Annotated in this window: 28 protein-coding genes; 12 read left to right on the forward strand and 16 right to left on the reverse strand. The window is 63.6% G+C overall.

All coding sequences use genetic code 11. The features are described 5' to 3' along the window. Window positions 1-35 precede the first annotated feature (35 nt). The gene (locus FJ938_RS17915) at window positions 36-1,202 is read left to right on the forward strand and encodes an FAD-binding oxidoreductase (RefSeq protein WP_140695891.1); all 1,167 of its coding nucleotides are present in this window, start codon (window positions 36-38) and stop codon (window positions 1,200-1,202) included. A gap of 259 nt (window positions 1,203-1,461) precedes the next feature. On the opposite strand, the gene FJ938_RS17920 is transcribed toward FJ938_RS17915, so the two are convergent. The 5 genes from FJ938_RS17920 to FJ938_RS17940 all read right to left on the reverse strand — a co-directional run bounded on the left by FJ938_RS17920 (window position 1,462) and on the right by FJ938_RS17940 (window position 4,073). Then, entirely contained in the window at window positions 1,462-2,208 is a 747-nt protein-coding gene (locus FJ938_RS17920; protein ID WP_140695894.1) for a DUF72 domain-containing protein, read from the reverse strand. 127 nt (window positions 2,209-2,335) lie between these two features. Next, window positions 2,336-2,764 (reverse strand): SRPBCC domain-containing protein, encoded by a 429-nt coding sequence (locus FJ938_RS17925; protein ID WP_140695897.1) that lies wholly within the window; start codon window positions 2,762-2,764, stop codon window positions 2,336-2,338. Between the two features lie 35 nt (window positions 2,765-2,799). Beyond that, the gene (locus FJ938_RS17930) at window positions 2,800-3,246 is read right to left on the reverse strand and encodes an SRPBCC family protein (RefSeq protein WP_140695900.1); all 447 of its coding nucleotides are present in this window, start codon (window positions 3,244-3,246) and stop codon (window positions 2,800-2,802) included. Beyond that, window positions 3,243-3,557 (reverse strand): helix-turn-helix domain-containing protein, encoded by a 315-nt coding sequence (locus FJ938_RS17935; protein WP_210242662.1) that lies wholly within the window; start codon window positions 3,555-3,557, stop codon window positions 3,243-3,245. Before FJ938_RS17935 ends, FJ938_RS17930 begins: the two co-directional genes overlap by 4 nt. A 90-nt stretch (window positions 3,558-3,647) precedes the next feature. Then, the gene (locus FJ938_RS17940) at window positions 3,648-4,073 is read right to left on the reverse strand and encodes a GNAT family N-acetyltransferase (RefSeq protein ID WP_140696081.1); all 426 of its coding nucleotides are present in this window, start codon (window positions 4,071-4,073) and stop codon (window positions 3,648-3,650) included. A gap of 149 nt (window positions 4,074-4,222) precedes the next feature. Here FJ938_RS17940 and leuD point away from each other — a divergent pair, with 149 nt between their 5' ends. From leuD to leuB, 5 genes are all read left to right on the forward strand, one after another. Continuing rightward, on the forward strand, window positions 4,223-4,828 hold the full coding sequence (leuD, locus tag FJ938_RS17945; RefSeq protein WP_140695906.1) for a 3-isopropylmalate dehydratase small subunit: 606 nt from the start codon (window positions 4,223-4,225) through the stop codon (window positions 4,826-4,828). A gap of 71 nt (window positions 4,829-4,899) precedes the next feature. Then, complete coding sequence (locus tag FJ938_RS17950; protein WP_140695909.1) at window positions 4,900-5,829, forward strand: hypothetical protein; 930 nt, start codon at window positions 4,900-4,902, stop codon at window positions 5,827-5,829. Between the two features lie 1,343 nt (window positions 5,830-7,172). Further along, window positions 7,173-7,556, forward strand: a complete 384-nt coding sequence (locus FJ938_RS17965; RefSeq protein ID WP_140695915.1) for a RidA family protein — start codon at window positions 7,173-7,175, stop codon at window positions 7,554-7,556. A gap of 11 nt (window positions 7,557-7,567) precedes the next feature. Next, window positions 7,568-7,918 carry a VOC family protein gene (locus tag FJ938_RS17970; RefSeq protein ID WP_140695918.1) on the forward strand — a complete coding sequence of 117 codons (351 nt, stop codon included), beginning with the start codon at window positions 7,568-7,570 and terminating at the stop codon, window positions 7,916-7,918. Window positions 7,919-8,233: 315 nt separating this feature from the next. Beyond that, complete coding sequence (gene leuB, locus FJ938_RS17980; protein ID WP_140695921.1) at window positions 8,234-9,337, forward strand: 3-isopropylmalate dehydrogenase; 1,104 nt, start codon at window positions 8,234-8,236, stop codon at window positions 9,335-9,337. A 116-nt stretch (window positions 9,338-9,453) separates the two neighbouring features. Here the strand turns inward: leuB and FJ938_RS17985 are convergent, their stop codons facing one another. The 3 genes from FJ938_RS17985 to FJ938_RS17995 all read right to left on the reverse strand — a co-directional run bounded on the left by FJ938_RS17985 (window position 9,454) and on the right by FJ938_RS17995 (window position 11,156). Further along, window positions 9,454-9,852 carry a MarR family winged helix-turn-helix transcriptional regulator gene (locus tag FJ938_RS17985; protein WP_246673391.1) on the reverse strand — a complete coding sequence of 133 codons (399 nt, stop codon included), beginning with the start codon at window positions 9,850-9,852 and terminating at the stop codon, window positions 9,454-9,456. A 52-nt stretch (window positions 9,853-9,904) separates the two neighbouring features. After that, window positions 9,905-10,333, reverse strand: a complete 429-nt coding sequence (locus FJ938_RS17990) for a polyketide cyclase (RefSeq protein WP_140695925.1) — start codon at window positions 10,331-10,333, stop codon at window positions 9,905-9,907. A gap of 172 nt (window positions 10,334-10,505) precedes the next feature. After that, on the reverse strand, window positions 10,506-11,156 hold the full coding sequence (locus FJ938_RS17995) for a DUF805 domain-containing protein (protein ID WP_140695927.1): 651 nt from the start codon (window positions 11,154-11,156) through the stop codon (window positions 10,506-10,508). A gap of 56 nt (window positions 11,157-11,212) precedes the next feature. Here FJ938_RS17995 and FJ938_RS18000 point away from each other — a divergent pair, with 56 nt between their 5' ends. After that, window positions 11,213-11,476: a hypothetical protein gene (locus FJ938_RS18000; RefSeq protein WP_246673393.1), complete on the forward strand. Its 264-nt coding sequence runs from the start codon at window positions 11,213-11,215 to the stop codon at window positions 11,474-11,476. A gap of 15 nt (window positions 11,477-11,491) precedes the next feature. Here the strand turns inward: FJ938_RS18000 and FJ938_RS18005 are convergent, their stop codons facing one another. Continuing rightward, the gene (locus FJ938_RS18005; RefSeq protein WP_140695929.1) at window positions 11,492-13,360 is read right to left on the reverse strand and encodes a DEAD/DEAH box helicase; all 1,869 of its coding nucleotides are present in this window, start codon (window positions 13,358-13,360) and stop codon (window positions 11,492-11,494) included. Between the two features lie 615 nt (window positions 13,361-13,975). Between FJ938_RS18005 and FJ938_RS18015 the strand changes: the two genes are divergently transcribed. Both FJ938_RS18015 and FJ938_RS18020 read left to right on the forward strand, forming a co-directional pair. Next, window positions 13,976-15,010: an aspartate-semialdehyde dehydrogenase gene (locus tag FJ938_RS18015; RefSeq protein WP_140610231.1), complete on the forward strand. Its 1,035-nt coding sequence runs from the start codon at window positions 13,976-13,978 to the stop codon at window positions 15,008-15,010. A gap of 175 nt (window positions 15,011-15,185) precedes the next feature. After that, window positions 15,186-15,638, forward strand: a complete 453-nt coding sequence (locus FJ938_RS18020) for a GNAT family N-acetyltransferase (RefSeq protein ID WP_140695934.1) — start codon at window positions 15,186-15,188, stop codon at window positions 15,636-15,638. A 2-nt stretch (window positions 15,639-15,640) separates the two neighbouring features. Here FJ938_RS18020 and FJ938_RS18025 read toward each other — a convergent pair whose 3' ends face one another. Beyond that, on the reverse strand, window positions 15,641-16,048 hold the full coding sequence (locus FJ938_RS18025; RefSeq protein ID WP_140695936.1) for an ACT domain-containing protein: 408 nt from the start codon (window positions 16,046-16,048) through the stop codon (window positions 15,641-15,643). A 178-nt stretch (window positions 16,049-16,226) separates the two neighbouring features. On the opposite strand from FJ938_RS18025, the gene FJ938_RS18030 reads away from it, so the two are divergent. From FJ938_RS18030 to FJ938_RS18040, 3 genes are all read left to right on the forward strand, one after another. Next, window positions 16,227-17,132 carry a bestrophin family protein gene (locus FJ938_RS18030; RefSeq protein ID WP_140695939.1) on the forward strand — a complete coding sequence of 302 codons (906 nt, stop codon included), beginning with the start codon at window positions 16,227-16,229 and terminating at the stop codon, window positions 17,130-17,132. A gap of 110 nt (window positions 17,133-17,242) precedes the next feature. After that, the gene (locus FJ938_RS18035; RefSeq protein ID WP_140695942.1) at window positions 17,243-17,653 is read left to right on the forward strand and encodes a DoxX family protein; all 411 of its coding nucleotides are present in this window, start codon (window positions 17,243-17,245) and stop codon (window positions 17,651-17,653) included. A 130-nt stretch (window positions 17,654-17,783) separates the two neighbouring features. Further along, window positions 17,784-18,047, forward strand: coding sequence for a YMGG-like glycine zipper-containing protein (locus tag FJ938_RS18040; RefSeq protein ID WP_140610226.1), 264 nt, complete (start codon window positions 17,784-17,786; stop codon window positions 18,045-18,047). 76 nt (window positions 18,048-18,123) lie between these two features. Here FJ938_RS18040 and rpsP read toward each other — a convergent pair whose 3' ends face one another. The 6 genes from rpsP to FJ938_RS18070 all read right to left on the reverse strand — a co-directional run bounded on the left by rpsP (window position 18,124) and on the right by FJ938_RS18070 (window position 23,728). Further along, window positions 18,124-18,522: a 30S ribosomal protein S16 gene (gene rpsP, locus FJ938_RS18045; RefSeq protein WP_140695945.1), complete on the reverse strand. Its 399-nt coding sequence runs from the start codon at window positions 18,520-18,522 to the stop codon at window positions 18,124-18,126. 50 nt (window positions 18,523-18,572) lie between these two features. Beyond that, on the reverse strand, window positions 18,573-18,899 hold the full coding sequence (locus tag FJ938_RS18050) for a chorismate mutase (protein WP_140610224.1): 327 nt from the start codon (window positions 18,897-18,899) through the stop codon (window positions 18,573-18,575). A 10-nt stretch (window positions 18,900-18,909) separates the two neighbouring features. Continuing rightward, entirely contained in the window at window positions 18,910-20,499 is a 1,590-nt protein-coding gene (gene ffh, locus FJ938_RS18055) for a signal recognition particle protein (protein ID WP_140695947.1), read from the reverse strand. A gap of 325 nt (window positions 20,500-20,824) precedes the next feature. Beyond that, window positions 20,825-21,784: a type II CAAX endopeptidase family protein gene (locus FJ938_RS18060; protein WP_140695950.1), complete on the reverse strand. Its 960-nt coding sequence runs from the start codon at window positions 21,782-21,784 to the stop codon at window positions 20,825-20,827. Window positions 21,785-21,962: 178 nt separating this feature from the next. After that, window positions 21,963-22,568, reverse strand: coding sequence for a DUF1236 domain-containing protein (locus FJ938_RS18065; protein ID WP_140695953.1), 606 nt, complete (start codon window positions 22,566-22,568; stop codon window positions 21,963-21,965). A gap of 62 nt (window positions 22,569-22,630) precedes the next feature. Further along, window positions 22,631-23,728, reverse strand: a complete 1,098-nt coding sequence (locus FJ938_RS18070) for a putative zinc-binding metallopeptidase (RefSeq protein WP_140695956.1) — start codon at window positions 23,726-23,728, stop codon at window positions 22,631-22,633. Window positions 23,729-23,755: the final 27 nt, after the last annotated feature.

A 23,755-nucleotide genomic window follows, 5' to 3' on the forward strand; every position in this document is an offset into this window, starting at 1 on the left:
CCACGATCGCGGCTCGACTCGGAAAGGGCATAAGCGTGCGCTACGACATCGTCATCATCGGCGGGGCCATCGTCGGATCCTCGATCGCCTATTATCTGCGCGAGGAAGGGTTTTCCGGCTCGATCGCGCTGATCGAACGCGATCCGCAATTCTCCCATGCCGCGACGACGCTATCCATGGCCTCGATCCGTCAGCAATTCTCAATTCCGGAAAACATCCGCCTGTCGCAATTCACGCTGCAGCTGTTCCGGCGGCTGAAGGAGGCCTTTGGTTCCGATGCCGATATCGGTTTTCGCGAGGGCGGCTATCTCATTCTTGCCGGTGAGGAGGGGCTGCCGATCCTCAAGGCCAACCATGAGGCGCAGGTCGCCGAAGGCGCCGACATCCTTTTCGAGGATGCCGACCAGCTGACGCGTCGTTTCCCCTGGCTGTCGGCAGAAGGCATCACCGCCGGCGCCTATGGCCGCACCGGCGAGGGCTGGTTCGACGCGCATGCCATGCTGATGCTGTTTCGCAAGGCGCTGCGGGACAAGAAAATCGATTTCATCAAGGCTGATGTCACCGGCATCGCGCGGCAGGGCAATCAGGTGACCGGCGTGAGCCTCGACAATGGCGAGACGCTGGAGGCCGGCATTGTCGTCAACGCCGCCGGGCCGAATGCCGGCAAGATCGCCGCCCTTGCCGGGCTCGAGCTGCCGGTCGAGCCGCGCAAGCGTAACGTCTTCGTCTTCGAGGCGCGCGAGAAATATGCCGATATGCCGCTGCTGGTCGACCCATCCGGCATCTATGTCAGGCCGGAAGGCTCGGTCTATCTCACCGGCGGCGCCGAACCGGAAGAGGGCGACGGCCCTGCCGATCCCGGCGATTTCGAGGTCGACTGGCCGCTTTTCGAAGAGGTGATCTGGCCGGTTCTGGCGACCCGCATCCCTGCCTTCGAGGCGATCAAGCCGACCCGCGCCTGGGCCGGCCATTACGACTACAACACGCTCGACCAGAACGCCGTGATCGGCCCGCACCCCGAGGTGCGGAATTTCCTTTTCGCCAACGGTTTTTCCGGCCACGGCTTGCAGCAGGCGCCGGCGGTCGGCAAGGCGCTGGCCGAGCTGATCGTGCATGGCGGCTACCGGACGATCGATTGCTCGGCGTTCGGATACGAGCGCGTCGCCGAAGGGCGCGCGTTCCGGGAATTGAATGTGATCTGAGGGCAATACGGGACGATCTTCGGGATTTGCCAAGACGTCTCAGGTTCTTCGTCATTCCAGGGAGGAGCAGGAGCGAAGCGACGTCGCGGAGACCCTGGAATCCATGCCGTGACTGTTGCCGTGGGCTCCAACGGCGCAGAATGAAAAGGCGCACCGATCGGCGCGCATTGCCGGTAAAAATTCTGCACCGCCGTGAAATTCCAACGTCGCGGCATGGATCCTGAGGTCTGCGCCGCGTCGCTTTGCTCCTTGCTTCGCTCTAGCATGGCGACGCTGGACAGATCATCTCGTCAACAGCGATGGCATTGCCAAGGGCATGCCCTTGGGCTGTGTTGTCGAAAATACACCAGACTTCCGCCCCGGAAGCGGCTGCTTCATCAATCTGCCGGCTGATCCGGTCGAGGCTCTCGGCATCGTAGTCCGAATAATAGACACGCGGCACGCCGTGCCAGCGGAAATAGGCAAGGCCCGACCATCCGCCAGGCACCGCGGCTTCCGGCACAGAGGCCGGGTCGGCGGCGACGCGCGCGACATGACAGGCGGCCAGAAGCGCTTCCGCATCGGCATCGAACCAGCTGGGATGGCGCGGCTCGCAGGTCAGCCTGACCTCGGTCCGGCTGCGCAGCAGGTCAAAAAAACCCTGCGCGATGTCCGCCTCGAACGGAAGGCTCGGCGGCAACTGGACCAGAAGCACACTCAATTTCTCGCCGAGACCTTCGACCTGTTCGAGAAAGCTTTCCAGGGGATCGTTGCAACCGACAAGGCGGCGCTCATGCGTGACGGCCTTGTGTGTCTTGACGGCAAAGCGAAAATCCCCGGGCACCGAACGCGCCCAGCGTTCATAGGTCTCGCGACGGTGCGGCTTGTAGAAGGAGGTGTCGATTTCGACGATGGGCAGCCGCGTGGCATAGCGTACGAGACGGGAACCGGACTGCGGGAAATCATCCTTGTATGGCGTGGAAATCCCCCAGCCCGCCGTGCCTATGAACGTTCTGCGGTTTGTCATGCCTGGTGATGTGGCTCGACTGACGTGAAGGTCAAGGCAGAACCGTATCGCTGCGGCGCGCGCTATTTTAAGCAGCCGCACGCCCTTGCGAGTCAAAATATCCCGCCAGCCAGGTGAGCACCCGCGCTCAGCCATCGGCATGCTCGGCGGCGGCTTCCGCCAAGCCGGCGAAACCGCCGTGGCAAATGGTGAGCCGCGTGCCGGCGGCGACAGGTTGCAGCAACCAGGCGACCTTGGTTTGCCGCCGGCCAAGCGTTGGATGGTCCCATGCGTAAGCTCGCGTCTGCACGATCCGGCGCGGCGCTTCGATCTCGAGGAATTCGCCGCCGGCCGGCAGGTCGCTGCCGTCTGACGTGCGGACGACAACCGTCCAGCGGCCGCCGACACGGAGATCGGCCGACCAGTCGACCATCCGGTACGTGTCGACGGATCCCCACCATAGTTCGACTTGATCGGTGCTCAGCGCACGGAAGACGCGCTCTGGCGAAGCACTGAGGTCGACAGTGGCGAAGACGGTGTCGCCATTGCTCATGGCATGCAGGGTGGGGAGATGCATCGCTGTCTCCATGGCATGTTTCGCTCCCGGAATGATCACCCTTTAGATGGCGGGCGCTCAAAACCCTTGCCGGTCTCGAGCAGGCTCTTGAGGCTGGCCAGCACCAGCGGCCACCCCTTGGCGACATTGCCAATCAGTCTGTGCGGCCCATCGGCCTCGTGAGTGACGGCAAGCTTCATCAATTCGCCGTCCTGCTCGATGGTGAAGGTGCAGCGCGTGTAGCCGTCTTCCTTCACCTCTGGCATCCATTCATTGCGCCATTTGATGACGAGGCGCCGCGGCGGGTCGATCTCGAGGATCTCGCCGCTGTCGGCGACGCGACCGTCGGGAAAGATCAGCTTCCAGCTGGAGCCCACTTTCCAATCGCTCTCCTGATAGGAGCAGAGGAAGAACTGCCGGTTGAATTCCGGATCGGTCAGCGCTTCCCACAGCTTCTCGGGCGTGGTGCGGATGTAGGTCACATAAACGAAGGCGTTGCTCATGGTTCGTCCCTTTCAAGGCGTTTCTTCAAGTCGCTGAGGGCGGTCAGCCGTCCCCGCTCGAATTTGCCGATCCAGCGTTCGGCGATCTCGTTGATCGGAACCGGGTTGAGGTAATGCTCCTTCTCACGACCCTTGCGGATGGTGGTGACGAGGTTTGCCTCCTCAAGGACCGTCAGATGCTTGGTCACCGCCTGGCGTGTCATGTCCATCTCCGCGCACAGCGCGTTCAGCGTCTGCCCGTTCCTGGCATGGAGGCTGTCAAGCAATTGCCGGCGTGTTGGGTCGGCCAGGGCGCGAAAGACGGCATCCATGCTCATGGCTTTAATATGCAACCATTTGGTTGCATGTCAAGCGGCAAGATCGTGCGTCTTTGCCGGCCAGATGCGGTCACAGGAGAAAAATCAGCGTTCGCGGGAGAACCAGAAGGCGTCCGGCATGCGTTTCATGCCGATGCGCTCGTAGAAGCCGGCGGCGTCGGGCACGGAAACCAGGCTGATGGCGACGCAGGGTCCGAGCTGTCGCCGCGCCTCGTCCATCAGGCCCTTGCCGACGCCAAGCCCTTGCGCGGCTGGCGAGACGGCGAGATCGGAGATGTAGCAGACCCAGGAAAAGTCCGTCACGGCTCTGATAACACCGATCAGCGGCTTGCCTTCGATGTCGAGACGCGCGGTGAGCACCAGATTGGCGCCCGACAGCATCGCTTGCAGCCTGTCGGCGTCGTCGACGGGGCGGATCTCGCCCAAGCCGGAGTCCACCAGCACGCGGCGGAATTCGGCAACGCCGAGGCCAGTTTCACGGGCGTAGAGGACCTGGGGGTTTTCCGACATCGCGCCAGAGTGCACCATCGTGGCATGGATTCGAAGCCGTTTTTGCTCGGCCCGATGCCGGCGGACAAACAGTTGCCTTTTATTTGCCCGCGGCTTTGTGTAAACCGGGCCCCAGCAAAATCCCCGCAACGAAAACACGGGCCAAAGCCATGGAAAAATTCACCAAGCTCACCGGCGTCGCCGCTCCCATGCCGATCGTCAATGTCGACACCGACATGATCATCCCCAAGGATTATCTCAAGACGATCAAGCGCACCGGGCTTGGCACCGGCCTGTTCGCCGAAATGCGTTACAATGACGACGGTTCGGAAAACCCGGATTTCGTGCTCAACAAGCCGGCCTACCGCAAGGCGCAGATCCTCGTCGCCGGCGACAATTTCGGTTGCGGCTCGAGCCGCGAGCACGCGCCGTGGGCGCTGCTCGATTTCGGCATCCGTTGCGTCATCTCGACCTCGTTCGCCGACATCTTCTACAACAACTGCTTCAAGAACGGCGTGCTGCCGATCACCGTCAGCCCCGAGGACCTGGAGAAGCTGATGGATGACGCCTCGCGCGGCTCCAACGCCACCCTGTCGGTCGACCTCGAAGCCAAGGAAATCCGGGGTCCGGATGGCGGCGTGGTCAAGTTCGACCTCGACGAGTTCAAGCGGCACTGCATGCTCAACGGCCTCGACGACATCGGCCTGACCATGGAGAAGGCCGGCGCCATCGCCGCGTTCGAGACGCGCAACGCCGAACAGCGCCCCTGGGCCTGAGCGGCACCGTCCGGAACGGATAGGCCGGCCTTTCCAGGCCGGGTTGGCGGCGACTGAAGGGAGGGACAGTCATGACACGTTCGCTTCTTGCCGGCGCTTGCGGACTGGCGTTGTTGCTGGCGTCGGCCAGCAGCCTGTTCGCGCAGACACAGACGCCCGCCGCGCAGCCGGCGCCGGCAACGGATCAGCCGGCCGCCGGCCAGGGAACGAACGCCGCCGACGCTACCGACGACGACAAGCAGGCGCCGGTGCCGTTCGAGGGCGGCCAACTGACCATCACCCAGAAGGAACAGTATGGCGAGAAGGTGCTGGCTTTCGACGGCAAGGAGCTCGCCAGCAACTACGACGTCTTCTTCGACAAGATCGTCAAGATCGGCGATGTCAATGTCGCGCTGGTGGATGTCGGCGATGGCGGCAATCAATGCGGCCCTGCCAAGGTCATCGTCTGGAAGCCGAAAGACGGTGAAATCCAGACCACAACGGTCGAGCAGGACCAATGCGGCGCGCCGCCGGCAGCTGTCTCCGACAACGCCATCTATTTTGTTCCCTACCTGTTGCCCGGGGATGAGAAGCGGGCGCTGCAGTGGTCGCCGACATCAGGGCTGACCACATCGGGCAATCTGACCTACATGCCGGAGCCCGGCACCGACTGGAAGGATATCGACCCGTCGAAATACGACAACATCATCGACGCCTTCCACAATGAGGCCGTCTACAAGGAAGCCGAAAAGCTGCTGGGTAAGGATATGTCCGACATGGCGACTAGCCTGCTGGTCAGTGGCGGCACGGAAAAGACCGCTTCGGGCGTCTTCTACGCCAGTGGCTGCGTACCGCATGATTGCGGCGGCAATGACGGCTTCATGGCGGTCGACCCAGCCAAGCACAAGCTCTACTTCGCCCGCCGCGGCGACAATGGCCAGCCGAACGCATGGCCAGCGGTGACGACATGGCCTGCCGACGTGAAGGAAGCGCTGGACAAAGCGCTGGGCTCGCCGAATTAGATTTTCGACGTCATCCTCGGGCTTGACCCGAGGATCCATGCCGTGATCGCGATCACAGGGCGCAGCGGGGTAGAATTCTGAACGGCGGCAACGCCTTGATGTCACGGCATGGATCCTATGGTCTACGCTGCGTCGCTTCGCTCCTTGCCTCGCCATAGGATGACGATGCGGGGGATGCTCTGGCCAATCTCCGAGGTTGCGTATCGCCCCATGGTGACAACAGTCCGACCGGCTTGGCCCATGGCCGATCAGCGTCTTGCCTGCAAGATGACTTGAACAATCCGCGAGGTTCCTCATGCGTAAACTCACTGGACAAAGCGCTGGGGTCGGCGAATTGGATTTCGCTACTCCACGTTCGTCATCCTCGGGCTTGACCCGAGGATCCATGCCGTGATCGCTATCACAGGCGCAGCGGACTAGAATTCTGCACCGCGGCAACGCCTTGATGTCACGGCATGGATCCTATGGTCTGCGCCGCGTCGCTTCGCTCCTTGCTTCGCCATAGGATGACGAGGCGAGGGATGCTCTGGCCAATCTCCGAGGTTGCGTATCGCCTTATGGTGACAACAGTCCGCCTCGGCTTGGCCCATGGCCGGATCGGCCTCTTGCCTGCAAGATGACCTGAACAATCCGCGAGGTTCCTTATGCGTAAATTCACTGAACAAAGCGCTGGGCTCGGCGAATTGGATTTCGCTACTCCACGTTCGTCATCCTCGGGCTTGACCCGAGGATCCATGCCGTGATCGCGATCACAGGCGCAGCGGACTAGAATTCTGAACGGCGGCAACGCCTTGATGTCACGGCATGGACCCTATGGTCTGCGCCGCGTCGCTTCGCTCCTTGCTTCGCCATAGGATGACGAGGCGAGGGATGCTCTGGCCAATCTCCGAGGTTGCGTATCGCCTTATGGTGACAACAGTCCGCCTCGGCTTGGCCCATGGCCGGATCGGCCTCTTGCCTGCAAGATGACCTGAACAATCCGCGAGGTTCCTTATGCGTAAATTCACTGGACAAAGCGCTGGGCTCGGCGAATTGGATTTCGCTACTCCAATTTCGTCATCCTCGGGCTTAACCCGAGGATCCATGCCGTGATCGCGATCACAGGGCGCAGCGGGGTAGAATTCTGAACGGCGGCAACGCCTTGATGTCACGGCATGGATCCTATGGTCTACGCTGCGTCGCTTCGCTCCTTGCTTCGCCACAGGATGACGATGCGGGGGATGCTCTGGCCAATCTCCGAGGTTGCATATCGCCACATGGTGACAACAGTCCGACCGGCTTGGCCCATGGCCGGCTCGGCCTCTTGCCTGCAAAATGACCTGAATAATCCTGCGGAGTCCCCCATGCGTAAACTCATCTCCACCGGTTCGCCTTTCGAAAAGACCGCCGGCTATTCGCGTGCCGTGGTGCAGGGCGACTGGTGCTTCGTCTCCGGGACGACCGGCTACGACTATGCCAGCATGACCATGCCGGAAACGGTCGAGGCGCAGACGCGCAACTGCCTGGCGACGATCGGCAAGGCGCTGAAGGACGGCGGCTTCGACATGGCTGATGTGGTGCGGGCGCATTACTACATCACCGACCAGGCGTTCGTGGACGTGGTCTTCCCCATTCTGGGCAAGACCTTCGGCGACATCAAGCCGGCGGCGACGATGATCGTCTGCCAGCTCAACAAGCCGGAAATGAAGATCGAGATCGAGGTGACGGCGCTGCGGCGAACGGCATAGGGGCCGGAGCAATGGCGGTCCGGCGCATCGTAACCAACATCGCCACAACGGATATCGCGGCGGCGAAGCGCTTCTATCATGACGTGCTCGGCCTCGATCTGCTCATGGACATGGGCTGGATCGCCACCTACGGCTCCGAGGAGCGGATGCATGTGCAGGTGAGCTTCATGGCGCAAGGCGGATCCGGCACGCCGGTGCCGGACCTGTCGATCGAGGTGGACGATGTGGACGCCGCGCTTGCCGACATGAAGAAGGCTGGCTTCGTCATCGAATACGGCCCGGCCGACGAGCCCTGGGGCGTGCGGCGTTTCTATGTGCGCGATCCCTTCGGCAGGCTGGTGAATATCCTTTCGCATCGGTAGGCGCGCCCACGAGTTTCTTGCGAGACGCCGGCGGGACAGCGCCCCCCTCTGCCCTGCCGGGCATCTCCCCCACTAGTGGGGAGATCAGCAGTTTGGCGGTCTCGCCCCTTCCTTCGATGTTGGGATTGGCGAAGGCCGATATGATAGCCAATCTCCCCACTAGTGGGGAGATGTCCGGCAGGACAGAGGGGGGCGCGAAGGATCACCGACGTGCCCTGGTTCGCATCGCGGCGTTCTACCTGCCCGTTACGGCTTGCGCAGAGCCCGCTTGGCGTTTAGCAAAGCGCCGGTTCAAATCTTTTTGGGACGGTTTTCATGGCAACGAAGCATCTTTTCCTGCTCCCCGGCGACGGCATCGGCCCCGAGGCCATGGCCGAGGTCAAGAAACTGATCGCGGCCATGAACGAAAAGCTCGGCAGCGGCTTCGTCACCGACGAGGGCCTAGTCGGCGGCTGCGCCTACGACGCGCATGGCGCGGCGATTTCCGATGCCGACATGGAAAAGGCGATGGCAGCGGACGCCGTTCTGTTCGGCGCGGTCGGCGGGCCGAAGTGGGATGCGGTGCCTTACGAGGTGCGCCCCGAAGCCGGCCTGCTGCGGCTGCGCAAGGACATGGAGCTGTTCGCCAATCTGCGCCCCGCCATCTGCTACCCGGCGCTCGCCGCATCGTCCTCGCTCAAGCAGGAGGTGGTCGAAGGCCTCGACATCCTCATCGTGCGCGAGCTGACCGGTGGCGTCTATTTCGGCGAGCCCAAGCAGATCATCGATCTCGGCAACGGCCAGAAGCGCGGCATCGACACGCAGGTCTACGATACGTTCGAGATCGAGCGCATTTCGGGCGTCGCCTTCGAATTGGCGCGGACCCGCAGGAACCACGTCACCTCGATGGAAAAGCGCAACGTCATGAAGTCGGGCGTGCTGTGGAACGAGGTCGTTACCCAGACCCACAAGGCGCGCTATTCCGATGTCAAGCTCGACCACATGCTGGCCGATGCCGGCGGCATGCAGCTGGTGCGCTGGCCAAAGCAGTTCGACGTCATCGTCACCGACAATCTGTTCGGCGACATGCTGTCCGACATCGCAGCCATGCTGACCGGGTCGATCGGCATGCTGCCGTCGGCCTCGCTCGGCGCGCCTGACGCCAGGACCAAGAAGCGCAAGGCACTCTATGAGCCGGTACACGGTTCGGCGCCCGACATTGCCGGCAAGGGCATCGCCAACCCGATCGCCATGATCGCCTCCTTCGCCATGTGCCTGCGCTATTCCTTCGGCATGGTCGAGGAGGCCGATCGTCTCGAAGCTGCGATCGCCGCCGTGCTCGATGCCGGTCTGCGGACGAAGGACATCATGTCCGAAGGTATGACCGACGTCGGCACGGTCGAGATGGGCGAGGCCATCATCGCCAAGTTCCTGGCTTAGAGCAGTTCACCGTTTCACAGAAACGGCAATCTGCTCTAACTCCTTGTTTTGACGCAATTCCGGACGGAAAACCGTTCACACTTTTCCTGGAATTGCCCTAGCCGAAGGCTTCAGCCTCAGCGTATCTCGCCGGCCAACTGACGCAGCAGGCCGACGAGCTGGGCTTGGTCCACCGGTTCGAAAAAGGCCGCGTCGGCGGCCTCGACGGCGACAATGGCGCGCTGTGCGGCGGCCGCCCCGGCGGCGGTGACGCGTATCACCTTGGCCCGCGAATCCCCGGGATCGGCTTCGCGTGCGATCAACCCCTTGGCTTCCAGACGGGCGACGACGTCCGAGGTCATCTTCACTTCTGTGCCGGCCTGGGCGGCGAGTTGCACCTGGTTGGGCGGCTCGCCATCGCGGCCGAGCCACATGGCCGAGGCCAGCAGCACGAACTGGACATGCGTCAGGTCGAGCGGCGCCAGTGCCGCCGTCATGACGCGCTGCCAGCGCATGGTGGTTCGCCAGAGCAGCAAGCCGGGGCTCTCCGAAGGTCCGCCCTTGAAGCGTGTGCCCAAATTCTCCCCGTCAGCCACGGCTCGCCAACCCCTTTGCCTCTTCGAACAGCCTGGCCATCGAGGTGTCGAAGTCGCCGCTGATCTGCGGCCCGAGCTCCGGTCCGACCTCGGCGGCCGACGGGCCCGAGATTTCGAGCCTATGGGTCACCTGCGTGCCGCCTTCGACCGGCACCAGCGTATGCCGGAACAGCAGCGTCGAATCGCCGAACGAGGTTTGGTCGGCATAGGTGACGTTTTCCACGAGATCGACGATGGTGGATTCGAAAGTGTCCTGGCCCACCGGGGTCACCGAGACACGGGTGCCCTTGGCGAATGGCCCGTGCAGCACGAAGGTATCCGACCCTTCATAGGTCAGGCGGCCTTCATGCAGTGCCTTGAGCGCATTCCAGATAGCGCGAGCCGGTAGCGGCGAAATCGCGGTGTACTCATTGCTCCACATAATCTGGCCTCCATCCGTCTAGTCCGATCGATGATTCGATCTGCGTGCAGATTATCTGTGCACGGACTATCGTGCAAGGGGAATCTTCAACTCCGACTCTGAACGGCGGATCAGCTGTGAGTTATCCCTTGTTCCCGGCCGAGAAACATTCTCGTCCTTTTGGAGCTGGCCTCTAAACCTCCACCCCTGCCGGCACGGGCCCCCACGGGTTTTCACCGACCTGAGAGGGCGCTAGCCCTAAGACCAGCACGGCCACTCCACCGATGATTGGGATGAAGCAGGGCAAGACAAGCCAGCCACTCAGGCCGATGTCGTGCAGACGCCGCACTGTCAGCGCAATCCATGACAGGCCGAATGCCGCCATGAAGATAAGGGCGGGCAGGTATCCTATCGAGCTCTTGCCTGCATTGATGCCGAAGCCGTTGATGGCCAGATTGACGAGTATCCCGAAGCCAAGAAGCGCCGCCAGCACAAGATTAAAGCATAGCCAAAAGGCCCAGAATTCCTTGCGGCGGGCGCGTCCATCGAAATTGAAATAGTTCACGCTCACCGTGCGCCTGAAGTAGGCCCACAGCCCCGTGGCACCCTTTTCGGCAGGTCGGCCCGGCCGTGGACCGGTGCTTGACGACGGCGTGATTGCGGCGGCGGCCACGGCTATATTGTGGGCCGTGCCGTCGTCCGGCTGGAACTCGACGAGCGTTCCCCCGACGAGGGGGATCTCCTGGCTTAGATCGTTACGCGAAAAGATATAGCGCTTACCGTCGGTTCCGTTGATGTACCCGTAATCCTGATCCTGGTCGTAATGAAGCACTGCTCCGCGCATGCCCCGCCCCCCATTCATGCAGCAATACGCCAATTGCTACTACAGGTTGTCCACAATTGCAACATGCACGCAAAACTGCGACCGCGCCGTCGCTGATCGAGGCGAGCGGCGGGCTGATGCCGGCGATCGATTCCAACGATCAGGCCGGCTGGTGCGCCGCGATCCGCAGGATGGCGGACGATCACGCCTGGCGATCCTCGCTGGCGGAGCGCATCGCAAAGCAGCACCGGCCGACACCGGCGTCGGCGAGTTGGGCCGCCATTAAGGCCGGTTTGAAGGAAAGCGCGTGCAGGCAGCGCGCCGAACACCAACCGCCCTGATCTGGCAGCCCTGTCCTATGAAGGGCGTTTCTTCGTCTTCTTGTGCTTCGGCGCGCCGGCATTTTCGAATTTCGGCTTGCCCGGTTTTTTCGCCCACGGCTTTGCCTCATGCGCGGCCGCCGGGCGCTGATCGGCTGAAGCCGGTGCACGCTTCTCGAATTTGCGCTTCGGTGCGCTCGGGTCGAACGGCGCCTTGCCGCGATGCGGTTTCTTGTCCGGGCTTGGCGGCTGATAGCCGGCCCGCGACAGGTCCGGCGTGCCCTCGAGCCGCTTGACCGCGATGTTGCCCTGCACTTTGCGGTCCGGACCGATCGCGGCGAGAAAGCGGTCGGCCCAGTCGGCGGCGATCTGCACGAAGGTTTCCTCCGGCTGCATCTTGATGGCGCCGATCTCGCGCTTGGAGATGCTGCCGGCGCGGCACAGCATCGGGATCAGCCAGCGCGGCTCGGCATTCTGCCGGCGACCGACCGACAGCGAAAACCAGACGCTGGCGCCGAAATCATCACGGCGGCTGGGCGCCTCGTCGCGGCGGGCGAATTTTTCGCCCGCCTGGCTGTCACGCGAAGGCGTGAACGGCGCGACCTCCATCAGATCCTCGGGCGCCGAGCGGCTGGAACGGCACTGGCGCACGAAAGCGGCCGCCACCTGCTCGGCGCCGTGCCTGGCGAGAAGCGCGTCGATGAAAGCGCGCTCGTCCTCCTTCACCGGTTCGTCGAAGGCGGGATCGGCCAGGATGCGCTCGTCGTCGCGCCGCATGACGTCGTCGGCCGAGGGCGGGCTTGCCCATGTCGCCGTCAGCTTGGCGCTCTGCAGCAGCCGTTCGGTGCGCCTGCGGGCACTGTTGGGCACGATCAGCGCGCTGACGCCCTTGCGCCCGGCGCGCCCGGTTCGGCCGCTGCGGTGCAGCAGCGTTTCGGGATTGGTCGGCAGGTCGGCATGGATGACCAGTTCGAGATTGGGCAGGTCGATGCCGCGCGCCGCCACATCGGTGGCGATGCAGACTTTGGCGCGGCCGTCGCGCATCGCCTGCAAGGCATGGCTGCGCTCGTTCTGGCTAAGCTCGCCCGAAAGCGCGACGACGGAGAAATTGCGGTTGTTGAAGCGCGCGGTGAGATGGTTAACGGCGGCGCGCGTGTTGCAGAACACCAGCGCGTTCTTGGCTTCGTAATAGCGCAGCACGTTGATGATAGCGTTCTCGCGATCGGCCTGTGCGACGTTGAGCGCCCGGTATTCGATGTCGAGGTGCTGCTTCTCCTCGCCGGCGGCCGAGATGCGCACGGCATCGCGCTGATAGCCTTGGGCGAGCGTTGCGATGGAGCGCGGCACGGTGGCCGAGAACATCAGGGTGCGGCGATCGGCGGGCGCGGCGTCGAGGATGAATTCGAGGTCCTCGCGAAAGCCAAGATCGAGCATCTCGTCGGCCTCGTCCAGCACCACTGCCTTCAACGCCGACATGTCGAGCGAATTGCGGGTGATGTGGTCGCGCAGGCGGCCTGGCGTGCCGACGACGATGTGGGCGCCACGCTCCAGCGCGCGCCTTTCGGTGCGCATGTCCATGCCGCCGACGCAGGACGCCACGGTGGCTCCGGTCGGCTCGTAGAGCCATTCCAGCTCGCGCGTCACCTGCAGCGCCAGTTCGCGCGTCGGCGCCACTGCCAATGCCAGCGGCGCGGCGGCACCGGAAAAGCGTTCGGCGCCATCGAGAAGCGTCGGTGCCATGGCGAGGCCGAAGGCCACGGTCTTGCCCGAGCCGGTCTGCGCCGACACCAATGCGTCGGCCTGGCCGAGCTCCAGCACCGCCTTCTGCACCGGCGTCAGCTCGGAATAGCCGCGTTTTTCCAGCGCTTGTGCCAGCGCAGGAACGATACCTTCGAAGTTGGACATCTCGTTCTTTCGGAATTCAGGGTTCCGCGCTCACCATGGAGCACATACCGGGGCTGGCGCAGCGCCAGCCAAAACAATCTTGGCCGTTCGTACTTCGTGGCGCCGCTCTTGTACAGGGCAAGAGCTACCGCTTTCCCTTCTCGCCCTGTGGGAGAAGGTGGATTGGCGCGCAGCGCCAAGACGGTTGAGGGGTGCTGGAAGGATCGCCGTCGGTGCCAAGCTGGAGCACCCCTCATCCGACCGAGCTTTGCTCGGCCACCTTCCCCCACAAGGGGGGAAGGGAAGAGCAGCGCCGCGCGACCAATTGACTCCTGCCGCAAACCGCGTAAAAGCCCGCTTCGAACGGGATCGTTTTTCGATGCGCGGCCTCTCGACGGCTCCTCTTGCATTCGATGCCCCCAGCCACGATGTAAACCATTCGGCCGGGCGCGTCGGCGCGTCGCCTCGTTCCGGCAAAACCCCATTCTTGGCCAAGAAAACCACCAAAACCACCACCAAAACGGTGTGATTCCCTTGGCCTAACCACCCTCTCCCGGGTCCGGCCCGGGGGACGGAACCCGCATCGGCCGGCGGGTTTTCTCCAACAAACCAAGCGGAGAGGGACAGGAGATTTCGATGAGTTTCAAGGTTGCAGTCGTCGGCGCCACGGGCAATGTGGGCCGGGAAATGCTCAACATACTGGAAGAGCGCGGCTTTCCGGTGAGCGAAGTGGTGGCGCTGGCCTCGCGGCGCAGCATGGGCACGGAAGTGTCGTTCGGCGACCGCACGCTGAAGGTCAGGCCGCTCGACCAGTATGATTTTTCCGACACCGACATCTGCATCATGTCGGCCGGCGGCAACGTCTCCAAGGAATGGTCGCCGAAGATCGGCAAGCAGGGTTGCGTGGTCATCGATAATTCGTCGGCCTTCCGCTACGACCAGGACGTGCCGCTCATCGTGCCGGAAGTGAATCCCGACGCGATCTCGCTGTTCACGCGCAAGAACATCATCGCCAACCCGAACTGCTCGACGGCGCAGCTGGTCGTGGCGCTGAAGCCGCTGCATGATGTCGCGACCATCAAGCGCGTCGTCGTCGCCACCTACCAGTCGGTGTCCGGCGCCGGCAAGGAAGGCATGGACGAATTGTTCACGCAGACGCGTGCCGTGTTCGTCGCCGACCAGGTGGACGTCAAGAAGTTCACCAAGCGCATCGCCTTCAACGTCATTCCGCATATCGACGTCTTCCTCGACGACGGCTTCACCAAGGAAGAGTGGAAGATGGTGGCCGAGACCAAGAAGATGCTCGATCCCAAGATCAAGCTGACGGCGACCTGCGTGCGCGTGCCGGTGTTCATCGGCCATTCGGAAGCGGTCAACATCGAATTCGAAAAGCCGATCACCGCCGACGAGGCACGCGACATCCTGCGCGATGCGCCCGGCTGCCAGGTTTTGGACAAGCGCGAGGACGGCGGCTACATCACGCCGCTCGAATCGGCCGGCGAGGATGCCACCTTCATCTCGCGCATCCGTGAGGATTCGACCGTCGACAACGGGCTGTCGATGTGGATCGTCTCCGACAATCTGCGCAAGGGCGCGGCGCTCAACGCCGTGCAGATCGCAGAGTTGCTGATCGAGCGCGGCCTGATCCAGCCGAAGCAGAAGGCGGCCTGACGGCTGTTCAACTAGCGCTCACGGGCCCTTCCGCCGCTGCTGCGGCGGGCCCTCCGCGAGGGCGCCGGACGACCGGCGGCCCGTCGTCGCGGGCTCGGCCTTCGGCCGGGGCGCTTCTTCTCCCCGTTCACGGGGAGAAGGTGCCCGAAGGGCGGATGAGGGGCAGCGCCGACCTATGAGCGATCGCACCAAAATCACTCTGCGCCCGGCCATCGGTTCGGATGCCGCCGCCATCGCCAAGGTGATGCGGGCGGCGCTCAACTCGTTCGACTGGATGCCGGTCATCCACACGCCGGCTGAGGATCTTGCCTTCATCCGCGACATCCTGCTGCCACGGCAGCAGGCGACGGTCGCCGAAGCCGGCAGCGAGATTGTCGGCTTTATTGCCGTCAGTGGCGATTGGGTGGAACAACTCTACCTCGACCCGGCCTGGACCGGGCAAGGCATAGGCAGCCGGTTGCTGATCGACGCGACCGCTACTTTGCCGGTCGTGAAACTCCATTGCTTCCAGGCCAATACCGGCGCCCGGCGTTTCTACGAGCGCCACGGGTTTCGTGCCGAAGCGTTCGGCGACGGCACGACCAACGAGGAAGGTCTGCCTGACATTCTCTGTGTTCGCAGGTGTTGATTTCAGCCTGCGCTGTCCCTGGCCAACTGGTGCAGCAACCCCAATCCCTCCTGCGCCCGGTCAGCCGGAACGAACAGGTGGTCGTGATAAAAGCCCGAGACCGGATTGACGCCCATGCCGGCCCCGGCGAGCCGCGCGGTGATAGCGGCGAGGAAGCCGACTGCTTCCAGCGATGAGTGGATGTTCAGCGTGATCATCCGGCAGCGGAATGAAGCGGCCAGCCCTGCGGCGCTCGCCGCATCCTCAGTTACAATCAGCGTCGTGCCCTCGCGCTCGCGAAATATCATGACCGGATCGAGGCCTTCCGGCTGGAGAACGCCGGGCCCCAGCGTCGCGAAGACATAGGTGCCATCGAGCAATTCCGGCGTCATCGATGCCAGCAGCTTTTTCAGATCGGTCTCGCCGGTCATTTTTCTTGCCTGTACTGGGGCGGCCCTGCAATTCCTCAATATCCGCAACTGCCGGATGCCGATAGTCCGCACACGGCGGGCACGACATGGCGATGTCGCTGGCGGTTGAGCTTGCGCATCTGTCCGATCGCACAATAGAGGAGCTGAGGGCCGACGCCGGTCCGTGAAAGGCCCTTCGATGATCGTTCGCCCGCGCCCCACCTTCCTGCAGCTGTTCTTCGTCATGCGCGGCTCCGTGGTGCCGCGCATCCTGCCGCAGATCCTTGGCTTCGCGCTTTATTCGGCGGTCATCCTTGTCGTGGCGCGCCAGTTCCATCTCGATCTCGGCGTCTTCAGCATCGCGCCTTTCGGGTTGGTGGGCGTGACCTTGTCGATCTACCTTTCGTTCCGCAACAACGCCGCCTATGACCGGTGGTGGGAGGCGCGCAAGCTGTGGGGCGCACTGGTCTTCGAAATCCGCAATCTGGCCCGCGCCACCACCAGCCTCATTCCCAACCGGGCCGAGCAGCGCGCGCTGCTGATGGAGGCGCTGGCCTTCTGTCATTTCCTGCGCGGGCAATTACGCAAGATCGACAGCGTGAAGGACGCCGGCGCCTTCATCGATGCCGAGGCGGAGCGGGCCGCAAGCTTTGCCAATCCGGCGGACGAGATGGTCAGGCGCATGGGCCGGCGCGCCAGTGCCCAACGCCGGGGCGGTGAACTCGACGCGATCGGCTTCCGCATCCTGGACGAAAGGCTGGCGTCGATATCGGCCATCCAGGCCGGCTGCGAGCGGATCGCCGGCACGCCCTTGCCCTTCGCCTATACGCTGCTGGTGCACCGAACGGCCTACATCGTCTGCCTGCTGCTGCCCATCGGCCTGATCTCGACCACCGGCTGGGCAACGCCGCTGTTCACGGCGCTGATCGCCTACACCTTCTTCGGTCTCGACGCGCTTTCGGAAGAGCTCGAGGATCCTTTCGGCACCGAGGCCAACGACCTCGCCCTCGACGGCCTGTGCCGCGTCTGCGAAATCTCGGTGTTCGAGGCGCTTGGCGAGACGCCGCCGAAGATGATCCCGGCTGAGAAGTTCTATTTTTCCTAGATCCGGCAGAGGACGGATCAAAAGAATCCAGACCCCCTGTAGGATTGCCGCTCTACCCCGCGTCCTTGGTTCGACCATCAAAAGGGACCCGAACCACCGGAGGAAGACCAATGAGCATTTCCGAAACCGCGCCTGTCTCCTCGGGCGCCCTGTGGTCCGGCCGCGTGCTCAGCGGCGTCATCGTCCTGTTCATGATCTTCGACGGCGCCATCAAGCTGCCGCCGCTCGACATCGTCACACAGACGATGTCCGAGCTCGGCTGGCCCGCTGACGCCAATGTCGCGCGCCTGCTCGGCGTCATAGGACTGGTCTCGACCGCGCTCTACGCTTTGCCACGCACATCGGTGCTCGGCGCGATCCTGCTCACCGGCTATATGGGCGGCGCCATCGCCACGCATGTGCGCATCGGCAGCCCGCTGTTCTCACACACGCTGTTCGGCGTCTATCTCGGCATCATCCTGTGGGGCGGCCTCTATCTGCGCGATCCCCGGGTCCGCGCGCTGATCCCGCTCAGCCGATAGTCGAGAGAGAGAATGTTCAGCGCCATCCAGCGGGCACTGTAGCGATCTTCATTCTTCCCGGATCAAATTAGCCGTCTGAGAGTTAAGGACTCGGCGGCGAGACGGCGACCCGCGTGTGAGAGGAGCTAAAATGAAGAAGATATTGACTGTTCTGGTGTTGGCGACGGCGCTCGGTGCATGTTCGCAGACGGAAAAAGGCGCGGCCGTGGGCGGCCTTGGCGGTGCCGCGGTTGGCGCGGCCGTTGCCGGGGATCCGGTCCAGGGCGCGGTGGTCGGTGGCGCCGTCGGCGCCGTGGCGGGCGCCCTGATCGGCCATGCCAGCGAGAGTGGCCAATGCCGGTACCGCGACCGCCATGGGCGGGTCTATGTCGACCGCTGCCCGAGCGGCTATTGAGCGCTCTTGGGACTGCAAACGGCAAAACGGCGGGCACAGGCCCGCCGTTCTGGTATCCGCAAGGGATGCGAAGCGATTACTCCGCCGTGGCGGCTTCTTCCGCCGGCGCGGCGGCTGCGGCCGCAACAGCGGCAGCGGCGTCGTCCTGCGCCTTCTTCAGAAGTGCCGCGCGTTCCTGGGCCTTCTTGCCCGGCTCGGCCTTCTTCGGGTTGGAGCGGGCGTCGCGCTTGGCAAGGCCGGCCTCGTCGAGGAAGCGCAGCACGCGGTCGGTCGGCTGGGCGCCGTGCGACAGCCAGTGCTTGACGCGGTCGGCGTCGACCTTGACGCGTTCGCCGTCCTTCGGCAGCAGCGGGTTCCACGAGCCGAGCGACTCGATGAAACGGCCGTCGCGCGGCGAACGGGCGTCGGCGACGACGACGTGGTAGTAAGGACGCTTCTTCGAGCCCGCACGGGCCAGTCTGATTTTCAGTGCCATTTCTTTTCTCCTAAAAGCTCTGATTTCGTTGATGAGATTGTGGCTGGTTGTCAGCCGGTTTTCGTCACGCCGTTGGCAGCGGCGATCTGTTCGTGGTGCCGGATCACTTCGCGGACGACGAAGTTGAGGAATTTCTCGGCGAAATCCGGATCGAGATGCGCGTCCTTGGCCAGCTGGCGCAGACGGGCGATCTGCTGCTGCTCGCGTGCCGGATCGGCCGGCGGCAGGCCATGCTCGGCCTTCAGGACGCCGACCGCCTTGGTGCAGCGGAAGCGCTCGGCCAGCATATGGATGAGCGCGGCATCGATGTTGTCGATCGAGGCGCGGTAGCCGGCCAGGACAATGCGGGCGTCCGCCATGTCTTTTTCCTCGTTCACAGCGCGCCCCTCACTTCTTCTTGCCAAGGCCCGGCAGCCCGCCGCCGAGGCCCGGAAGCTTCATGCCGCCAGTCAGGCCGGGGAGGCCGCCGCCGGGAAGGCCGCCAGGCAAGCCCTTCATGCCGCCGAGGCCGGCGGCCTGCGCCTGCTTCTGCAACGCTTCGAGCTGCTTGGGATCCATCTTCGACAGGTCGGGCATGCCGCCCATTCCACCGGGCATCATGCCGCCCCCCAAACCACCAAGTCCCATCTTGGAGGCAAGACCGCCCATCATGCCGCGCATCAGGCCGCCGCCTTTGCCCTTGCCGCCCATCGCCTTCATCATGTCGGCCATGCCGCGATGCATCTTCAGGAGCTTGTTGATCTCGGCCGCGTCGGTGCCGGAGCCGGCCGCGATGCGCTTCTTGCGCGAGTGCTTGAGAATATCGGGGTTGGCGCGCTCGGCCTTGGTCATCGAGGAGATGATGGCGAGCTGACGGCCGAACATCTTGTCGTCGAGGCCGGCGGCGGCCATCTGGTCCTTCATCTTGCCCATGCCGGGCATCATGCCCATGATGCCGCCCATGCCGCCCATCTTGGACATCTGCTGAAGCTGCTGGGCCAGATCGTTCAGGTCGAACTTGCCCGACTGCATCTTCCTGGCCATCGCCGCCGCCTGCTCGGCGTCGATGTTTTCGGCGGCCTTCTCGACGAGGCTGACGATGTCGCCCATGCCCAGGATGCGGTCAGCGATGCGCTTGGGGTGGAATTCCTCCAGCCCGTCCATCTTCTCGCCGGTGCCGATCAGCTTGATCGGCTTGCCGGTGACGGCGCGCATCGAAAGGGCCGCACCGCCACGGCCGTCGCCGTCCATGCGGGTCAGCACCAGGCCGGTGATGCCGACGCGCTCGTCGAAGCTCTTCGCCAGGTTGACGGCGTCCTGGCCGGTCAGCGAGTCCGCGACCAACAGGATTTCGTGCGGGTTCGACACCTTCTTGATGTCGGCCATCTCGACCATCAGCGGCTCGTCGATATGGGTGCGGCCGGCAGTGTCGAGGATGACGACGTCATGGCCGCCGAGCTTGGCCGCCTGCACGGCGCGCCTGGCGATGTCGACCGGGTTCTGGCCTGATATGATCGGCAGCGTCGCAACCTTGACCTGCTCGCCGAGCTGGCGCAGCTGCTCCTGCGCGGCGGGACGCCGCGTGTCGAGCGAGGCCATCAGGACCTTCTTGTTCTGACGCTCGGTCAGCCGCTTGGCGATCTTGGCCGAAGTGGTCGTCTTGCCGGAGCCCTGCAGGCCGACCATCATGACGACGACGGGCGCCGGCGCATTGAGATCGACGGCGACGCCTTCGGCGCCGAGCATGTCGACCAGCTCGTCATGGACGATCTTGACGACCATCTGGCCGGGCTTGATCGACTTCAGCACCGCGGCGCCGATGGCCTTTTCGCGCACCTTGTCGGTGAAGGAACGCACCACTTCCAGCGCGACGTCGGCCTCGAGCAGCGCACGGCGCACCTCGCGCAGTGCCGCCGAGACATCAGCCTCCGACAGCGCGCCGCGACCGGTGAGGCCGTTCAGGATGGAGCCAAGGCGCTCCTGCAGCGATTCAAACATTCTTTGTCCTTTTCCCTGACACCCGGATGGTGCCCGAGAGGTAGTGCGTTCGCGCCCCGTCTCCAAGCAAAACCCAGTCTAAGCAAAAGCAAAAGCCCAAAACCAAAAAGCACCCGGGGGCGCACAGCGCTGCCGGGTGTTGGCCTCCAGGATCGATTTACGGCACTTGGCCCCCTAAGAGGCTTCGGCGTCCTGGTCGGCTTGCTCGGAGGGATACTCGTCGCGGAATTCGAGGCGTGTAGACAGGAAATCGACGCAAGAGTCAAGGCAAGGGCTGGGCAGCAAGGCGTGGCGGCCCTGCGAGATGATTTTCATCGTGCCCGTGTCAGCTGGCTGGCTCGGCTGTGTCAGCCGCAACCTTGAGCAGCGAGCGGGGATGAAGCAGCAGCACAATCGTCAGCAGGCTGCTGACGATGCCGATCATGGCGATGAGTACCGCGTCCGTCGTTGTCCAGCCCGGCCCTTCGAGCGGCGTGGCGGTGAACAGGGCGAAGGAATTGTAGCTCGCCTGATGCGAGATCAGCAGGAAGCCGGTCAGATTGTTGCCGAGATGGGCGCCAAGCGCAGCACCCAGATTGCCGGTGGCATAGACCACGAGCGTCAGAAGGAGGGCAAAAGCGGCGATCGAGGCCAGCAGGCAGGCATTGATGGCGGCGGACGAATTCGTGCTCCAGTGCAGTGATGTGAACAGCAGTCCCGGCAGCAGTGCCCAGATGAACGGACTTCTGTAGCGGTAGGCCAGACCGCGCAGTAGGTAGCCGCGAAACAGCACCTCTTCCGACGATGTCTGCAGAAAAGTGAGCGCGACGATCGGGATCAGGAACAGCAACCAGGACGACAGGCTGATCGTGCCGCGTGCGATGCCGGGCTCCAGGAGGTAGAGCAGGATTTCGGATATAAGCGAGGTGATCAGCACCGCGACCAGCCCCTTGAGGAAATCCGGCCGGCAAACACGCCGGCTGTTGCCAAGAAGTGCCGACAAGGGTTCGCCATGGACCCAGCGCATCGCAATCCACAGGCCGATCCAGATGCCGGCGAAGGAGCCAAGCGCGCTGAGGATGCCGATGGGCGAGGCGAGGAAACCCTGCATCCCGCCGGCAGGCGCGGCCCCGCCCTTCGAAGCCTGCCAGGTGAACAAGGCATAGGTCCCGCCAAACAGCACGATCGCGGTGGATACCACCCAGAACAGGACGACGATCCCTGTCCCGAAAAACAGCCGCCACAAGGTGGTTTTGTGGTTTGGCGAATGCCGGTAACGGTCGAAGGCGGCAGGGTCAGATATCACGACGGTTCCTTTGCCGAATCCACCACCTGCTGACTAGCCGATGGGCCTAAAGATCGGAATCGATTTCGCAAAGGAGCGGCGCGCGCCTGCACTTCCGATCCAAGCGCGCGCCAGAAACATCGACTGGCCCTGCATGCTCAAGCGGCGGTGCTGTCGCGGCCGCTTGAGAAAGCCTATGTCAACGCATCACGTACATGACGCGCCGTGTCTGCGGATCGATCAGCGCCGGCTGACCGTTCACATAGACATAGCGGTAGTTGTAATCCGGAATTGGGCGCAGTTCGACGGTGTCGGGCAAGATCGCGCCGGTCACCACCTCGCCGTCGAGATAGACCGGGTCGAGGCGGTGGGTGTCGACATAGGTCCGGACCTCGGCTGGAGGCGCAGGAAAGTCGCCCACGACCGGGTCGCTGGAGATGATCGCGCCGGTATAATCATTCGAGTAGTTGCCGATGTCTTCCGGCGGCGAGACGATCGCGACGCTGGAACCGTGCGGGCGCTGCGTCAGCACCACCCGACTGCCGCCGAAATCGGCCGTCACATAGTCGGAATAGACCCAGCCCTGGCCGCCCGCTTCGGCAATGGTGCACCATTTGCTGTTCTCGATGCAGCCATTGAGCGTTGCCGACTGGCCAGCGGCGAGCACGCCGATGACCGGATATTGCGGGCCGGGGCCGGCGCGCACGTTGAGATCGGTGACGGCCGAGACGGCTGTGTCGGCAAGCGCGGCACCCGACATCACGGCCAACATCCCGGCGACCGCGGGAAACAACAGGGATTTCATGGTTCTCTCCGTTTTCATGGTCCCTCGGCGGTGAAAACGGCGCAGCGGCGCATGCGTTCCGGCTAAAGCGCCGTTGCCAACTCACGATTTGTTCCGACGTCTTTCGGCAAACCGGTCAGAAGGTCGTGAACGAAGGCCAGTTTTCGAGCCGTGACGTCCGAAATGACGAAGGGGTAGAGATCCGGCAGACCCATGCAGCGGTTGATCGAATTGGAGGCTTCCGACAGGACCAGCCAGCGGGCGAGGACCTTGTCGAAAGACTCGGGTCTGTTCGCAGGCTCGGAAGGGGCTGCCTGCAGCCGGCCGCCAGTGTCGCCCCGCGGCAAGTCGTTGGCCTCCACCGTCTCCAGCCGCCCGAGCGGGAAGTTCAGCGCATGGACCATCTCCAGCGTGTCGGTGATGTGCAGATGGTGGGCCCATGTCTCCGCCCAGTCCTCCCACGGATGCGAGGTCGCATAGGCCGAGATGTGGTCTTGCTGCCAGTCGGGCGCGGCACCATTGGCGTAGTAAGTCTTCAGCGCCTGTTCGTAGTCGGCGCGCTCGTCGCCGAACAAGGCGCGGAAGGCTTCCAGCCTTTGCTGATCGTCGCGGATCAGGCGATCCCAGTAGTAATGGCCGAGTTCGTGCCGGAAATGGCCGAGCAGCGTGCGGTAGTTCTCGCCCATCTCGACACGGCGCTTCTCGCGCTCGGCCGAATCGGCCTCGGCGACGTTGAGCGTGATCAGGCCATTGTCGTGGCCGGTCAGGATGCGTTCGCCGCCGGGGCCGCCGCCGATCGGATCGGCAAGGAAGTCGAAAGCCAGGCCCACCTCGTCGGCGAGCGCATGCTTGGGCGCGACCGGCAGGCCGAAGGCGAGCAGCGAATAGACGGCACGCTTCTTCGCCGCCTCGACCCGGATCCAGCGGCGGCGGTTGCCGTCGACCGAGAGATCGGGGATCAACTGGTTCAGCGCGCAGGCCCGGCAGAAAACCCGCCCCGGCTCGGCCATCCAGTTGCAGGCGCATTCATCGGCATTGGTGCATTGGATGATGCCGTCGACGCCGGACAGGACAAAGCGCGCATGTTCGGGGTCGTAGAGCACGCGGCTGGAGCAGTTCAGGCACTGGGCGTTCTCGAAGTACAGGCGGTGGCCGCATTGCGGGCAGTCGAAGAGTTTCATATCGGTCTCGGCGTGCGGGGAGGTGTC

The sequence above is a fragment of the Mesorhizobium sp. B2-4-14 genome, from assembly GCF_006442155.1.
Lineage (GTDB): Bacteria > Pseudomonadota > Alphaproteobacteria > Rhizobiales > Rhizobiaceae > Mesorhizobium.

What these genes read in the sequence shown, in the direction of transcription:
- FJ938_RS18035 (WP_140695942.1), top strand. Translation starts at nt 17,243, where the DNA reads ATGAGCATTTCCGAAACCGCGCCTGTCTCCTCGGGCGCCCTGTGGTCC.
- leuB (WP_140695921.1), top strand. Translation starts at nt 8,234, where the DNA reads ATGGCAACGAAGCATCTTTTCCTGCTCCCCGGCGACGGCATCGGCCCC.
- rpsP (WP_140695945.1), bottom strand. Translation starts at nt 18,522, where the DNA reads ATGGCACTGAAAATCAGACTGGCCCGTGCGGGCTCGAAGAAGCGTCCT.
- FJ938_RS18015 (WP_140610231.1), top strand. Translation starts at nt 13,976, where the DNA reads ATGAGTTTCAAGGTTGCAGTCGTCGGCGCCACGGGCAATGTGGGCCGG.
- FJ938_RS17970 (WP_140695918.1), top strand. Translation starts at nt 7,568, where the DNA reads ATGGCGGTCCGGCGCATCGTAACCAACATCGCCACAACGGATATCGCG.
- FJ938_RS17950 (WP_140695909.1), top strand. Translation starts at nt 4,900, where the DNA reads ATGACACGTTCGCTTCTTGCCGGCGCTTGCGGACTGGCGTTGTTGCTG.
- FJ938_RS17920 (WP_140695894.1), bottom strand. Translation starts at nt 2,208, where the DNA reads ATGACAAACCGCAGAACGTTCATAGGCACGGCGGGCTGGGGGATTTCC.
- FJ938_RS18065 (WP_140695953.1), bottom strand. Translation starts at nt 22,568, where the DNA reads ATGAAATCCCTGTTGTTTCCCGCGGTCGCCGGGATGTTGGCCGTGATG.
- FJ938_RS17925 (WP_140695897.1), bottom strand. Translation starts at nt 2,764, where the DNA reads ATGCATCTCCCCACCCTGCATGCCATGAGCAATGGCGACACCGTCTTC.
- FJ938_RS17990 (WP_140695925.1), bottom strand. Translation starts at nt 10,333, where the DNA reads ATGTGGAGCAATGAGTACACCGCGATTTCGCCGCTACCGGCTCGCGCT.
- FJ938_RS17930 (WP_140695900.1), bottom strand. Translation starts at nt 3,246, where the DNA reads ATGAGCAACGCCTTCGTTTATGTGACCTACATCCGCACCACGCCCGAG.
- FJ938_RS18070 (WP_140695956.1), bottom strand. Translation starts at nt 23,728, where the DNA reads ATGAAACTCTTCGACTGCCCGCAATGCGGCCACCGCCTGTACTTCGAG.
- FJ938_RS17935 (WP_210242662.1), bottom strand. Translation starts at nt 3,557, where the DNA reads ATGGATGCCGTCTTTCGCGCCCTGGCCGACCCAACACGCCGGCAATTG.
- leuD (WP_140695906.1), top strand. Translation starts at nt 4,223, where the DNA reads ATGGAAAAATTCACCAAGCTCACCGGCGTCGCCGCTCCCATGCCGATC.
- FJ938_RS18040 (WP_140610226.1), top strand. Translation starts at nt 17,784, where the DNA reads ATGAAGAAGATATTGACTGTTCTGGTGTTGGCGACGGCGCTCGGTGCA.
- FJ938_RS17965 (WP_140695915.1), top strand. Translation starts at nt 7,173, where the DNA reads ATGCGTAAACTCATCTCCACCGGTTCGCCTTTCGAAAAGACCGCCGGC.
- FJ938_RS18030 (WP_140695939.1), top strand. Translation starts at nt 16,227, where the DNA reads ATGATCGTTCGCCCGCGCCCCACCTTCCTGCAGCTGTTCTTCGTCATG.
- FJ938_RS18025 (WP_140695936.1), bottom strand. Translation starts at nt 16,048, where the DNA reads ATGACCGGCGAGACCGATCTGAAAAAGCTGCTGGCATCGATGACGCCG.
- FJ938_RS17995 (WP_140695927.1), bottom strand. Translation starts at nt 11,156, where the DNA reads ATGCGCGGAGCAGTGCTTCATTACGACCAGGATCAGGATTACGGGTAC.
- FJ938_RS18020 (WP_140695934.1), top strand. Translation starts at nt 15,186, where the DNA reads ATGAGCGATCGCACCAAAATCACTCTGCGCCCGGCCATCGGTTCGGAT.
- FJ938_RS18005 (WP_140695929.1), bottom strand. Translation starts at nt 13,360, where the DNA reads ATGTCCAACTTCGAAGGTATCGTTCCTGCGCTGGCACAAGCGCTGGAA.
- ffh (WP_140695947.1), bottom strand. Translation starts at nt 20,499, where the DNA reads ATGTTTGAATCGCTGCAGGAGCGCCTTGGCTCCATCCTGAACGGCCTC.
- FJ938_RS17940 (WP_140696081.1), bottom strand. Translation starts at nt 4,073, where the DNA reads ATGTCGGAAAACCCCCAGGTCCTCTACGCCCGTGAAACTGGCCTCGGC.